Source organism: Aquimarina algiphila (assembly GCF_007489275.1).
GTDB classification, from domain to species: Bacteria; Bacteroidota; Bacteroidia; order Flavobacteriales; family Flavobacteriaceae; genus Aquimarina; species Aquimarina algiphila.
On the sequence record NZ_VLNR01000006.1, the window covers coordinates 68,478 to 81,006 of the forward strand.

Here is a 12,529-nt window from a genome sequence, read left to right on the forward strand (position 1 = left end):
AATTATGACAGCACTAGCCAAATTTTTAGTAATTCTTTCATTATCATTAGCCTGTTGCTCATGCAATGTAGCTTTCAATGGAGTTAGAGGAAAAGGAGAAGTAGTAGAAAAAGAAAGAACCATTAACTCTGATTTTGATGCTATTAAAGCCAGTAGAGGCTTAGATGTAATCCTTGTTAATAGTCCCAACAAAAAAGTAATAGTCGAAGCCAATAAAAATCTACATGATCACATTGAAATCTATGTCGAAGGTAATACACTACGTGTAACCTCTGATGAGAATATATATTCTGCAGACGAAAAAAAAGTATATGTTTCTTATACCAAATTAAACAAGGTACATGTTAATAGTGGCGCGAGTGTTTCATCAGATCAAGAAGTGGTTCAAAAAGATCTTGACCTAAGTGCAACAAGTGGTGCAGATATAAATTTAGAAATAAAGGCAGAAACCGTTACTACTTCCGTAACAAGCGGTGCTATGATGAATCTCTCAGGAAAAGTAAATCATCATCAAGCAAGAGCCACTAGTGGAGCCGATATACGTGCTCAAGACCTTTTGAGTTTATCGACTGAAGCAAAAGCTACGAGTGGAGCATCTATAAGAATTCATGCCAAAAATGAATTTACAGGAAAAGCAACAAGTGGTGCAGATGTAGTCTACTATGGAAAACCAGAAAAAGTATCAGAAACAGATAATTCTGGAGGAAATGTTAGAAGACATTAAACCTTATAAATCCTAAATAACAACCTAACTAATTATTTAATCAACCAAAATAAGCTGTCTGAGAAGCAAAACTAACCAACCATTAGCTTTTCGGGCAGTTTTTTAAATCCATAAATTTAAAGTTATTCATTTAAATCGTTAATTTTATCCTTAATAGTACCGCGCTCTCCTAGCCTAACAATCATCAATACTATTTGAACAATAAAACCCGGCTTAATTACGATTCTTGCCTTTTCTGCCACTTTAACATCTCGTTCTCTTATGAGCTCTGTAATCATATTACCAGGAGAACTTGAAAGCTCTTTTGCAAATTCCCATGCTCCATCCCTAGCAAGTTTCATACTAAAGTCGACTAAAAAATCGTCTACTTTTCGAGTCCATTTCAAGATTTTTTTTAATGTGGGCCAAATCTCAGCCAGATCATTCTCTACCTCTTTGACCAAAGATGATAAAACTTCATTTATCTTATCAAAATCTCCTTTAAGATTTTCAATATCCTCACCTTTTGCAACTTCTGCAGCCGCAATACCCAAATCCAGATTAATATGAGCATTTATACCAATCAACAGATGTTGTAATACAATAGGCCAATATTTATTAGATAAATTAAATGCTTTTTCCCAGGATTTGGTAACAGTTTTATTTTCCTGAAATGTGAAATAAGCATCAAGATATCTATTCGCAAATATCACATCTAGTTTTTCCATTCTTGGGCCATCATCAAAAAAATCATTATCAACCCCCTCTTTTACTTTAATAGTTACCTTTCTATATAAAGTTGCAAAATATCCTAATGGATTATTATTGGTCTTTGATTCGAGTATGATATTTCCCAAAGTGATAATAACATCATCTATAGTATGTACAGGTTTCAAGGTTCTGGTTTGTTTTTAGGTTCTAAAAGATATGAAATATACGTTCTTAAATTCTATTTTTTTAGTTTACTCATGTAACTCTTATTTAATCTATGAGTCTATTTATATTTGTAAATAAGTTTTATATAGAATGCTATACTTAAACTTAAAAAAAACTGTTTTATTAGCATATAAATTTCACACAAATATGAGAACTCCACTGCTATTACTATTTGCTCTTCTAGTATTTGCAAATACATTTGGACAAAAAGAAAAGGTAAAAGGAAACAAAATTGTTAGTACCGAGGAATTCAATACAGAAGCATTTCATACTATAGAAATATATGAAAGCTTTGAGGTCACGCTAGATGAAAGTAGTGACAATCAAGTTAAAATTGAAGCTGATAGTAATCTTCAGGAATTAATACAAGTCACTGTTCAGGATAGTGTTTTGATTATTAAATCTGATAAAGACTTAAGGCGCGCAAAAGCTTTAAACCTTAGTATTTCTTATGCTACCGAATTAAAAAAAATTAAGGTTTATGATAAAGTCAACGCAAAATCATTATCACCTATAACTTCTGGAGAGTTATCGGTAGAAGTAAATGATAATGCAGAAATGTTTTTAACTATAGATGCTGGTAAAATAAATTATGTAGGAAGCGGAAAGTCCAATACAGAATTGCATGCTACAGCCAGAGAAATTGTATATCAGATTAATGATAATTCTGAGTTAAAAGGCATCGCGACTACAGACAGTCTTACAGTAGATTTATATCAAAAGGGGGTTGCTAAACTTGAAGGAGAAGTCAAATCGATGCTAGTTAGAGTAGATAACGATACCGATTTTTATGGTGAAAAGTTAAGTGCTACAAAAACTACTTTGATAGCAGAAGGGACAAGTGATTGTTTCCTATTGACTAATGAAGAACTTCATATTGACGCCAAGGACAAAACTGAAATATACCTGCTCGGTGAGCCCAAAATTAGTATAAAAACATTTGCAAATGAAGCAACTTTATATAAGAAAAATATAGACTACGTTCCTAGTAAATTTAGACTGAAATAAAATAAACGTTTAACATATTTTAAGTAAAAAACCCGTCAAATAGCGGGTTTTTTAATGCTTTATCTTATCAAACAATTATGATGCAGAAACTTCTTCATTAGTTTCAACCGTCGCCAAGTATCGTTCTGCATCTAATGCTGCCATACATCCAGTTCCGGCAGCGGTAACTGCTTGTCTATATTCTTTATCCTGTACATCTCCTGAAGCAAATACTCCTGGGATATTCGTTTTTGTGGATTTACCTTCGGTAATAAGATATCCTGTATCATCCATATCTAACTGTCCTTTAAATATATCAGTATTAGGTTTATGACCAATAGCAATAAATAAACCGGTGATTGAAATATCTTCTTTCTCTCCAGTTTGGTTATTCACCATTCGTAATCCTTCTACTACCTGATCCCCTAATACTTCATCTACCTCTGTATTATATAATACTTTAAGGTTTGGTGTATTATTAACTCTATGTTGCATCGCTTTAGAAGCTCTCATATAATCCTTACGAACTAACATGGTTACACTAGAGCAGATATTCGCCAGATACGTAGCTTCTTCTGCAGCGGTATCCCCTGCTCCAACAATAGCAACATCCTGTCCTTTATAGAAAAAACCATCACAAACTGCACATGCAGATACTCCACCACCTCTAAGCTTTTGCTCACTTGGTAGTCCAAGATATTTTGCAGTAGCTCCAGTAGAAATAATTACTGTTTCTGCTTCTATTTGAGTAGAATTATCAACAGTAACCTTATGAATTCCTCCTTGTTCCTTACTAAATTCTACAGAAGTAACCATTCCAATACGTACTTCTGTACCAAAACGTTCTGCTTGTTGTTGTAGCTGTACCATCATGGTTGGTCCATCTATTCCTTCAGGATATCCGGGGAAATTATCTACTTCTGTAGTGGTAGTTAATTGTCCTCCTGGTTCCATACCAGTATACATAATTGGTTTAAGATCAGCTCTTGCTGCGTATATCGCTGCTGTATATCCCGCAGGTCCAGAACCTATAATAAGACATTTTATTCTTTCTATTGTATCAGACATATTCTTTTCATTTTGTTATGATGTAAAAGTAGCAATTTGATCAGAAACCTTACATTAAAGTTATTAAGAATTGTTATTAACCTATAAAGTTCAATTATTGAATTTTTTCTTCATACTCAATACTATTACATTTACATTCTATAAAATTCCCTGATAAGATTATGACTTTTTTTGATGTATTAGATATTTTAGGAACTGTTGCATTTGCAATATCTGGAGCGCTAAGTGCTATGAATCGAAGATTTGACCTTTTTGGTATTTTTATTATTGCCTTTGTAACGGCAATTGGAGGAGGTACAATTCGTGATATACTTATCGGAAATACACCAGTTTCATGGATGCAAAATATTACCACTATGTATTTGATAAGTGGAATAACCATATTTTCTATTATTTTTAGAAATAAACTGGATTATCTTAAAGGATCACTTTTTTTATTCGATACTATTGGATTAGGAATTTTTACCATTACAGGAGTAGAAACAGGAATCAACGCAGGATTAGAACCAATTGTATCTATTGCTCTAGGAGCCACAACCGGCTGTTTTGGAGGGGTAATTCGTGATATTTTATGTAATGAAATCCCTGTGATTTTCAGAAAAGAAATATATGCAACAGCATCTATAGCAGGTGGGATATGTTTTATGGTTCTATATTCATTAGATTTGGATCAAAACATAACATATATTTCTACCGCCCTTTTAATCATTATAATTAGATTACTGGTAGTAAAATATAGAGTATCCTTACCTTTATTTACTATTGCAGACAGAAATACTATTGAATGAATTTATAGTACCTTTTATATATTAATTTTATAACACATCTTATCTGTTAATAATGAAATTCGAACCTAAATCAGATCATTATCATAAAAAAGTAAGAGAGAGTTTTGAGCGTCAGAAATTTATGAAGCTAATAAATGCAAAATTAATAGATGTTCAACCTGGATATTGTGAAATCCATGTCCCATATGATTCTAATCTCACACAACAACATGGTTTTTTTCATGCAGGAGTAATTAGTACGATAGCAGATAATACTGCTGGTTATGCAGGTTTTTCATTAATGGAGAAAGATTCTTCTGTATTAACTGTAGAATTTAAGATCAATTTAATGGCTCCAGGAGATGGCGAATTGCTTATTGGGAAATCAACCGTTTTAAAAAATGGTAGAACATTAACGATATGTAGATCTGAAATATTTATTGTTAAAAATGGGAAAGAAAAACTATGTGCTGCCGCGCAAATAACATTAATTGAACTCAAAAACAGCACCGATGGCAGTACTTAAGATCAATTTAAAAATAAAAAAGCGTCGTTTATAACGACGCTTTTAACAGAAAAACCAAATTAATACCTTACTTAGGCATTACCACATCACTAATAATATGGATTACTCCATTATTAGCCATCACATCTGTTTTTACGATCTGACTGTATTTTCCATTTTGATCTTTCAACCAAATCTTACCATCCTTTTTTATAACATTAATTTTGGCACCACTTAAAGTAGTTAGTTCTACTTTTCCTTTTCCCTTTTTCAGGGCATTTACAACATCCTCTGCTGCAAGTTTTCCACTTACTACATGATAGGTAAGAATCGAAGTTAATTTTTGTTTGTTTGCAGGCTCTAACAGAGAATTCAATGTTTTTGCATCTATTTTAGCAAAAGCATCATTAGTTGGAGCAAAAACGGTAAAAGGACCATCTCCTTTTAATGCTTTCACTAGATCTGCAGCTTTTAAGGCAGTAACTAATGTAGAAAAATCATCTACAGATACCGCTACATCAACAATATCCTTGTTTGATTGTTGTGCAGATAGAGATTGTACGAATAAAAATAAAATAAGTGTTGAAATAACAAAAGCTAATTTTTTCATGATTTTTGTTTTAATAGTTAAACTTTTTTTGTGCTTTACATTATCATATACACATGTTTTATAGTTTTGGATGAGGTTGGGTTGTTTTTTTATTAAATTTGAATAATCTCACTCCACATGCAAGATGATTTAGAGCTTATAAAACGATTACAGAAAAAAGATCCGAAAGCGTTGTCTACAATATATGACAGGTATTCTGGCGCTTTGTACGGTGTAATTCTTCGTATCTGTAAAGATGAAACTCAAGCTCAGGACTTATTACAAGAAACATTTTTGAAAATTTGGGAAAAATCAAATTCTTACGACTTTAAAAAGGGAAAATTCTTTACATGGTCATATCGAATTGCAAAAAACAGTACTTTAAATGCATTACGAAATCCTTCTAGACTCATCCAAAATGAGGATTTGAGTGTATATAAAAATAAAGAAACTTTTGAGCCCGAATTAGATACAATGCAATTGAATGGTTCATTGAAGAAACTTGAGCCTCATCATCAAAGGGCAATAGAATTAGTTTACTTTAATGGACTTACACATCGAGAAGCTCATGAAGAAATGAATGTACCATTAGGAACTTTTAAGTCTTATATTAGACAAGCATTAAAAAAATTAAGAGAAGAATATGAGAAGGGATTGATTATAGTATGGATGATTATAGAAAAGATGATATGATGGATAGAAATTCTATAAAAAATACAGGGATATTAGAACAATATTTGTTGGGAGAACTCTCGGAAGATCAATGTATCAAAATCGAGAACATGCTTAATGAAGATGAAGAGTTACGTGAATATTTTAATAAAATAGAAGATGACTTTGAAAAATTAGCTTTCGAAAATGCTATTGCACCTCCACCTGAGATAAAAGTATCTTTAATGGATACTATTGAAAATGCAAATGCTTTAGAAGATAAAAAAACAATCCCGATCAATAACAAAAATAAAACTCGTATTTATCTTAATATAGCGGCAAGCATAGCTGTTCTTTGTATGTTAGGTTCTGGTTGGCTGTATATGCAATGGCAGGATTCCAAAAAAAATCTAGAAATTGTAGAAAATGAGACTTCCAATTTACAAAATCGCATAACAATTCTAGAAGAGAACCTAAATGAAATTAGTACCTGGTATGGTGCAATTAATAACCCGAATACAATACAATTGGTATTAAAAGGAAATGAGATTTCTCCAAGTTCTAATGCGATCACATATGTCAATCACAATGAAAAAATTGTGATTCTAAATCCCGAAGGACTAGCTAAACTAAAGGATAATGAAACATACCAAATGTGGGCAGATGTAGACGGCGAAATGATTGATATGGGTATCATCCCTAGAGATAAAAAAATGATTGCTATGAAATATATAGATGATGCTTCATCTATTAATATTACTATAGAACCAGCAGGAGGAAATGACCATCCAACCGTAGAGCGTTTAATTTCTAATGTATTATTATAAGTGATAAAATTTAGAGAAGCAACTCAAGAAGATCTTTCGACAATCATACACATGATTGCAAATGACGATCTCGGCAAAACCAGAGAAAACTTTCAAACCCCATTACCCAAAGAATATGTCGATGCTTTTGTTGCTATACATCGTGATCCCAATCAGGAATTAATAGTGGTAGAAAATGTTAATTCTCAAATTGTAGGAACACTTCAGCTCACTTTTATTCAATATCTCACGTATCAAGGTGGAATACGAGCTCAAATTGAAGCCGTTAGAATTCGAGATGATCAAAGAGGCAAAGGAATAGGTCAAGAAATGTTTGCATGGGCTATAGAGCGCGCCAAACAAAGAGGTGCTCACGTATTACAACTTACAACAGATAAAAAAAGACCCGAAGCAATCAAGTTTTATAAAAAACTTGGATTTAAAGATTCTCATGAAGGTATGAAACTTCATTTTTCTGTTTAACATATTAGATTAAGTAGTCAAAAAATGGATACTAAAACAATAGGTATTTTAGGCATAGGAGCAATTGGATCTGTAATTGCATCTTTGATAAATCCTCAATACCTGCCAAATACATATCACTATAACAGGTCACCAAGAGAAACGATTAAAATAAAAAGAAATAATATAAAAATTGAGTTCTCAATACGTTGTGATATTTACATTGATAAAAAACAACATTTAGATTGGTTGATTATTTGTCTAAAAGAATATCAATTCGAGAATGCAAAAGAATGGTTATCCAAACTCATTGGTCCTTCAACAAAAATTGTGGTAATTCGTAATGGTTTGCAACTAAAAGAACCTATCCTAGAATTTACTTCAGAAAATTATATTATAGAATGTATGATCGATTGTCCTGTGCAACCGGGCTCTGATGGATTTTATGAACAGTTAAGAAAACCAACTATTACAATTTCTAAAAAAGAAGCACTAAAAGAGTTCTCTGATTTATTTAATAAAAAAGAACTTTGTATCAAAACTACTTCTGACTTTAAAACCGAAAGCTGGAAAAAAGTATGTGAAAGCTCAACTTTAGGAGCCATTCTATGCTTAACAGGAGAAACATGCTGGGTTTTCAAAGATCCAAAAATGCAAGAGCTCTATAAGAGCTTGCTTATCGAAGGTATTAATGTTGCAAAAGCTGATGGAGCCAATATTAATGATTCTTTTATTGATGAAATGTTTGACAAACTCATCAAATACCCGGACACAAAAGGAAGTTCTATGCTAACCGATAGACGCAATGGTAATCCAATTGAATTAGGAGCCAAAAATGGTGTAATCAAAAAAAAAGGAGCTTTCTATCATATTAACACTCCTTTTACTAATTTGATTTGCAATATCCTAAGTAAAATAAATCGCTCTCCAAAATAGCGTTATATAATAATTACTGCAGTGTTATTTTTTACCAAAATCTTACGTTTTTTTAAGATATAATAATAATTCTAATTTGTACTTTTGCAGCAAATTTAACGTGTATTGATGAGAATATTTTTCTCCATACTTTTATTTGCTTCTTTTGCCATACGGCCCATGATACAAATCAGTACCGTTCTATATTATCAGCTTAACATTGATACTATAGTAGAAAAGTATTGTGTCAATAAAGAACGGCCAAGGCTAAATTGTAACGGAAAATGTTATTTAATGAGTCAGATGAAAGCCAAAACGCAACCATCTTCAGAGGATTCTTCTGGCACCATTGTAATTACCGAAGCTTTTATTCCGCTTTTTTTTCAGGATCATACAGTACAGATAAAAAATACAAATCCTTTCATTTCTGAGTATACTCAAAACTGGAAAGTAAAATATTTACATACAAAAGCAATTTCCAAAGATATCGACCACCCTCCTGAGCATATCCTTTCATAATTATTCTAACATACTTTTGAATTTACTTTTGAATACGAATCAATTCCTATTCAGCATGTATTAATGCAAAAAATTCAAACCTTTTAAATATCATAACAATGATGACTCCTCTGTATACCTAAAAGTAAACAGTTGGAGAGCATCGTAATAATTCATTCTATAAGATGAAAAAACACATCTATGCCCTACTCTTAGCGGCTACTCAAATAATATTTGCTCAAGAAGAAAATAAATGGTCAGGGGCACGTCCAGATGGCCATGCCCCCATCTCTGTAATGGGAGATCATACCCATGGAAAGGGAGAAGTAATGTTCTCCTACCGATATATGTATATGAACATGGATGAACTTAATAGAGGAAGCGAAAATGTCCCCTTCTCTAATGCATTACGTCCCAATGACATTTATATGGTTACTCCAACTAGTATGCCTATGAATATGCATATGCTGGGGGCTATGTATGCACCAAGTGATAAAATCACTTTAGTAGGAATGGTTAATTATCTATCAAGTGAAATGGATCATGTGACCGCTATGGGAGGATCATTTACTACTCAGTCTTCTGGTTTTGGTGACACAAAAGTTTCTGCACTTTATAAGTTTTTTAACAAAAACACTCAACAATTACATGCACAAGTTGGTCTATCAATTCCTACTGGTAGTATTGATGAAGAAGATGTTACTCCTGCATCTTCTCCTAATGAAGTAATCCTCCCCTATCCTATGCAAATAGGAAGTGGAACATGGGATGCCGAGCTAGCTTTAACCTATCTAAAACAATGGGGAACTCTTTCTTTTGGATCACAAGCCAGAACTACACTACGTACAGGAAAAAATGACAATAACTATCGTCTGGGAAACAAATACAGCATCAATAATTGGGTAGCAGTGAAAGCTCTGGATTGGTTAAGTTTTTCGGGAAGAATAGAATTAGGTGCAATTGATAAAATCGAAGGTATTAATCCTGTGCTTAATCCAATGATGGTTATTACAGCCGATACTGCTAATTCAGGAATGACATATGCAAATGCTGGTCTTGGCTTTAATTTGTATGCTTTTAAAGGAAACCTGAAAGATCTTCGATTAGGTTTTGAAGCTGCATTACCGGTATTTCAAAACATGAACGGAGTACAGCTTAGGACCAAAGAAACATTGACATTAGGGTTGCAATACGCTTTATAGAACATAAAAATCATAAAAAATTAAACATGGTTTATTGATTTCAAAAAAGCATGTTAAGAGAATATAAAAAATGAAAAACACATTAGTTTTTATAATTACCCTATGTTTAGGGATACATAGTTATGCCCAACAATCATACGAAGGAAAAATAGTTGATCAATCTAACAACCCTTTACTTGGCGCTACTATCATAGCATCAGAGAATAATGCCAACGGAGTGATGAGTAATGAAGAGGGAGTATTTAAAATTACTCTTGAAAATTCTGCTGATGTTACTGTTAGCTTTTTAGGATACAATACTAAAAAAGTATCCTTAACAAGTACTTTTAATGTGATTAGATTAACTACAGACAATGTAACTTTAGAGGAAGTTCTAGTAACTTCGGCAAGTAGAGAAATTCAAAAACGTTCTGAGGTTCCGGGATCCATTGCTACCATCAACGCAAGAGTAATGAAAGAAACCAAAGCATTTGGTATCGATCAATTGGTCAATCAAATTCCTGGAGTGTTCATGTCCACATCAAGAGCAGCTAGTAATGAACAGCATTTTATGGCCGTTCGCTCTCCCATCTCAACCAAAGCATTGTTTTTATATCTTGAAGACGGTCTGCAAATTCGTCCAACTTCAGTCTTTAATCACAATGCATTATTAGAAATGAATGATATTGCTTTTGGTCGAGTTGAAGTTCTAAAAGGACCAGCATCCAGTATTTATGGTAGCGAAGCTATAGGAGGAAGTTTTAATTTTATTACTAAAAACCCAACCGAAGATCTAAGCGGTAGTGTTGGTTTTCAGACTAACGATTTGGGATTAACCCGATATGATTTTGAAGTATCGGATCAAGCAAGTAAAAAATTTGGTTTTTATCTTGGAGGACAATATGTACAACGTGAAGACGGTCCAATAGAGCATAGTAATTATGAAAAAACGGCAGTTACCTTTAAAACAGTGTATGATATTAATCAGACAACAAAATGGACTACCGTTTTTGATATTGTAGATTATAGATCCGATATGACAGGCTCTTTAAGTGAAGCTGATTATAATGGAGGAAACTATGAAAGTGATCAAACGTTTACCGAACGGGAAGCTCTTTCTTTTAGAGTTAGAACTACATTAGACAAACACTGGAATGATAATAATAAAACCTCATTCAATACTATAGTGCGAAACAATCGAATGGATCAAAATCCATCATATAGAGTTCGACAATTTAGAAACCAAGGACAATTGACTGGTTCTGGATCTGGAGAAATTAATTCTAATCAATTTAAAAGTTATGTAGGGTTGATTCAACATAAAATTGATTTTAGTTTTGCCAATTCATCTTTAATTTTAGGAGGTACAGTAGACTACTCGCCACAAGATTATATAGCAGAAACTATTAACGTAACTGTAGATCCTGAAACAGGAAGAAATTTGGATTTCAGCATTAATTCAGGAGATTTTATCCTTAATTATGAAGCTAATATTTTTAATTATGCTGGGTTTTTCCAATATGAAATTTCGCCTATCAAGGCGTTAAAGGTTACCGCTGCTCTTCGGTATGATGGCTTTGAGTATGATTATGATAATCTGGCTGATGGAATTGTTGGAGTAGATGATGCTGTAGATAATTTTAATAACCTAACTCCAAAACTTGGTTTTAATTATAATGTAAATTCAAAAACCGGACTATATGCAAACTATTCTCAAGGGTTTGCGCCACCACAAGTATCTACCTTATATCGAAACAGGAATGAACTTCGAGGAATAAAGCCCAGTCGTTATAATAACTATGAGGTTGGGGGTTATTTCACCATACCTGCAAAACTAAAATTAGATGCAGCTATTTACCTTCTTGAAGGTAATAATACTCTAATTACTCTTAGAGATGAAAACGATCAGTTTTTTAACACCAATGCAGGAAAAACAAGATCATATGGTATTGAGTATGGCATCACATGGTTTCCCATAAAAGAATTATCTATATCTCATAATGGTAGTTATGCACAGCACAGATATGTCGAATTTTTTGACGGAGGTATCGATTATTCTGACACAGATAGAGAAACTGCTCCTAACCTATTAGGATCTTCCTTAATTACCTATAGAAAAAATCTCGAAAACAACCTCGGATTTAGTATTAGTGCAGAATACGAATTAGTCGGTGAATATAACACTAGTTTTGAAGGACAAGTGAATAATCAGGATGGCACTTTTGGCACCGAAACATACAAGGGACATTCTGTTTTTAATCTTAGAGCTACTATCAACTATAAAGGTTTTGAAGTTTGGGGTCATGCACTTAATGTCTTTGATGAACTCTATGCTGCAAGAGCATCTTTTAATAGGTTTAGAGGAGAAAATAGCTTTACAATTGGAAACCCGAGAGCTTTTCATCTTGGTGCACGATATAATTTCTAACAACCAATCCAACCAGCCTTCCTGGATTATTTA

The 12,529-nt window shown here is 32.9% G+C and carries 14 protein-coding genes; 11 read left to right on the top strand and 3 right to left on the bottom strand.

The window, feature by feature from the left end:
* The first annotated feature begins 4 nt into the window (after positions 1–4).
* Entirely contained in the window at positions 5–724 is a 720-nt protein-coding gene (locus FOF46_RS04310; RefSeq protein WP_109434551.1) for a head GIN domain-containing protein, read from the top strand.
* 122 nt (positions 725–846) lie between these two features.
* On the opposite strand, the gene FOF46_RS04315 is transcribed toward FOF46_RS04310, so the two are convergent.
* Positions 847–1,599 carry a DUF5995 family protein gene (locus FOF46_RS04315; protein ID WP_143915574.1) on the bottom strand — a complete coding sequence of 251 codons (753 nt, stop codon included), beginning with the start codon at positions 1,597–1,599 and terminating at the stop codon, positions 847–849.
* Positions 1,600–1,786: 187 nt separating this feature from the next.
* Between FOF46_RS04315 and FOF46_RS04320 the strand changes: the two genes are divergently transcribed.
* Entirely contained in the window at positions 1,787–2,647 is an 861-nt protein-coding gene (locus FOF46_RS04320) for a GIN domain-containing protein (protein WP_167571744.1), read from the top strand.
* Between the two features lie 75 nt (positions 2,648–2,722).
* Here FOF46_RS04320 and trxB read toward each other — a convergent pair whose 3' ends face one another.
* Positions 2,723–3,694 carry a thioredoxin-disulfide reductase gene (gene trxB / locus FOF46_RS04325; RefSeq protein ID WP_109434545.1) on the bottom strand — a complete coding sequence of 324 codons (972 nt, stop codon included), beginning with the start codon at positions 3,692–3,694 and terminating at the stop codon, positions 2,723–2,725.
* Positions 3,695–3,855: 161 nt separating this feature from the next.
* Here trxB and FOF46_RS04330 point away from each other — a divergent pair, with 161 nt between their 5' ends.
* Both FOF46_RS04330 and FOF46_RS04335 read left to right on the top strand, forming a co-directional pair.
* Positions 3,856–4,482: a trimeric intracellular cation channel family protein gene (locus FOF46_RS04330; protein WP_143915576.1), complete on the top strand. Its 627-nt coding sequence runs from the start codon at positions 3,856–3,858 to the stop codon at positions 4,480–4,482.
* Between the two features lie 52 nt (positions 4,483–4,534).
* Entirely contained in the window at positions 4,535–4,987 is a 453-nt protein-coding gene (locus FOF46_RS04335; RefSeq protein WP_143915577.1) for a PaaI family thioesterase, read from the top strand.
* Between the two features lie 67 nt (positions 4,988–5,054).
* Here the strand turns inward: FOF46_RS04335 and FOF46_RS04340 are convergent, their stop codons facing one another.
* A complete protein-coding gene (locus FOF46_RS04340) occupies positions 5,055–5,576 on the bottom strand; it encodes a fasciclin domain-containing protein (RefSeq protein WP_109434542.1) in 522 nt (173 codons plus the stop codon).
* 117 nt (positions 5,577–5,693) lie between these two features.
* Between FOF46_RS04340 and FOF46_RS04345 the strand changes: the two genes are divergently transcribed.
* The 7 genes from FOF46_RS04345 to FOF46_RS04375 all read left to right on the top strand — a co-directional run bounded on the left by FOF46_RS04345 (position 5,694) and on the right by FOF46_RS04375 (position 12,496).
* Positions 5,694–6,248 (top strand): RNA polymerase sigma factor, encoded by a 555-nt coding sequence (locus tag FOF46_RS04345; protein ID WP_109434541.1) that lies wholly within the window; start codon positions 5,694–5,696, stop codon positions 6,246–6,248.
* On the top strand, positions 6,221–7,033 hold the full coding sequence (locus FOF46_RS04350) for an anti-sigma factor (RefSeq protein WP_109434540.1): 813 nt from the start codon (positions 6,221–6,223) through the stop codon (positions 7,031–7,033). The genes FOF46_RS04345 and FOF46_RS04350 overlap by 28 nt, the downstream gene beginning before the upstream one ends.
* Positions 7,034–7,495 carry a GNAT family N-acetyltransferase gene (locus FOF46_RS04355; RefSeq protein ID WP_244299566.1) on the top strand — a complete coding sequence of 154 codons (462 nt, stop codon included), beginning with the start codon at positions 7,034–7,036 and terminating at the stop codon, positions 7,493–7,495.
* Positions 7,496–7,519: 24 nt separating this feature from the next.
* Entirely contained in the window at positions 7,520–8,410 is an 891-nt protein-coding gene (locus FOF46_RS04360) for a ketopantoate reductase C-terminal domain-containing protein (RefSeq protein WP_143915578.1), read from the top strand.
* A gap of 108 nt (positions 8,411–8,518) precedes the next feature.
* Complete coding sequence (locus FOF46_RS04365) at positions 8,519–8,908, top strand: hypothetical protein (RefSeq protein WP_143915579.1); 390 nt, start codon at positions 8,519–8,521, stop codon at positions 8,906–8,908.
* A 164-nt stretch (positions 8,909–9,072) separates the two neighbouring features.
* Positions 9,073–10,089: a transporter gene (locus tag FOF46_RS04370; protein ID WP_143915580.1), complete on the top strand. Its 1,017-nt coding sequence runs from the start codon at positions 9,073–9,075 to the stop codon at positions 10,087–10,089.
* 70 nt (positions 10,090–10,159) lie between these two features.
* Positions 10,160–12,496, top strand: a complete 2,337-nt coding sequence (locus FOF46_RS04375) for a TonB-dependent receptor domain-containing protein (RefSeq protein WP_143915581.1) — start codon at positions 10,160–10,162, stop codon at positions 12,494–12,496.
* The last annotated feature ends 33 nt before the right edge of the window (positions 12,497–12,529 follow it).

What these genes read in the sequence shown, in the direction of transcription:
- FOF46_RS04320 (WP_167571744.1), top strand. Translation starts at nt 1,787, where the DNA reads ATGAGAACTCCACTGCTATTACTATTTGCTCTTCTAGTATTTGCAAAT.
- FOF46_RS04365 (WP_143915579.1), top strand. Translation starts at nt 8,519, where the DNA reads ATGAGAATATTTTTCTCCATACTTTTATTTGCTTCTTTTGCCATACGG.
- FOF46_RS04350 (WP_109434540.1), top strand. Translation starts at nt 6,221, where the DNA reads ATGGATGATTATAGAAAAGATGATATGATGGATAGAAATTCTATAAAA.
- FOF46_RS04335 (WP_143915577.1), top strand. Translation starts at nt 4,535, where the DNA reads ATGAAATTCGAACCTAAATCAGATCATTATCATAAAAAAGTAAGAGAG.
- FOF46_RS04330 (WP_143915576.1), top strand. Translation starts at nt 3,856, where the DNA reads ATGACTTTTTTTGATGTATTAGATATTTTAGGAACTGTTGCATTTGCA.
- FOF46_RS04375 (WP_143915581.1), top strand. Translation starts at nt 10,160, where the DNA reads ATGAAAAACACATTAGTTTTTATAATTACCCTATGTTTAGGGATACAT.
- FOF46_RS04370 (WP_143915580.1), top strand. Translation starts at nt 9,073, where the DNA reads ATGAAAAAACACATCTATGCCCTACTCTTAGCGGCTACTCAAATAATA.
- FOF46_RS04310 (WP_109434551.1), top strand. Translation starts at nt 5, where the DNA reads ATGACAGCACTAGCCAAATTTTTAGTAATTCTTTCATTATCATTAGCC.
- FOF46_RS04345 (WP_109434541.1), top strand. Translation starts at nt 5,694, where the DNA reads ATGCAAGATGATTTAGAGCTTATAAAACGATTACAGAAAAAAGATCCG.
- FOF46_RS04360 (WP_143915578.1), top strand. Translation starts at nt 7,520, where the DNA reads ATGGATACTAAAACAATAGGTATTTTAGGCATAGGAGCAATTGGATCT.
- trxB (WP_109434545.1), bottom strand. Translation starts at nt 3,694, where the DNA reads ATGTCTGATACAATAGAAAGAATAAAATGTCTTATTATAGGTTCTGGA.
- FOF46_RS04340 (WP_109434542.1), bottom strand. Translation starts at nt 5,576, where the DNA reads ATGAAAAAATTAGCTTTTGTTATTTCAACACTTATTTTATTTTTATTC.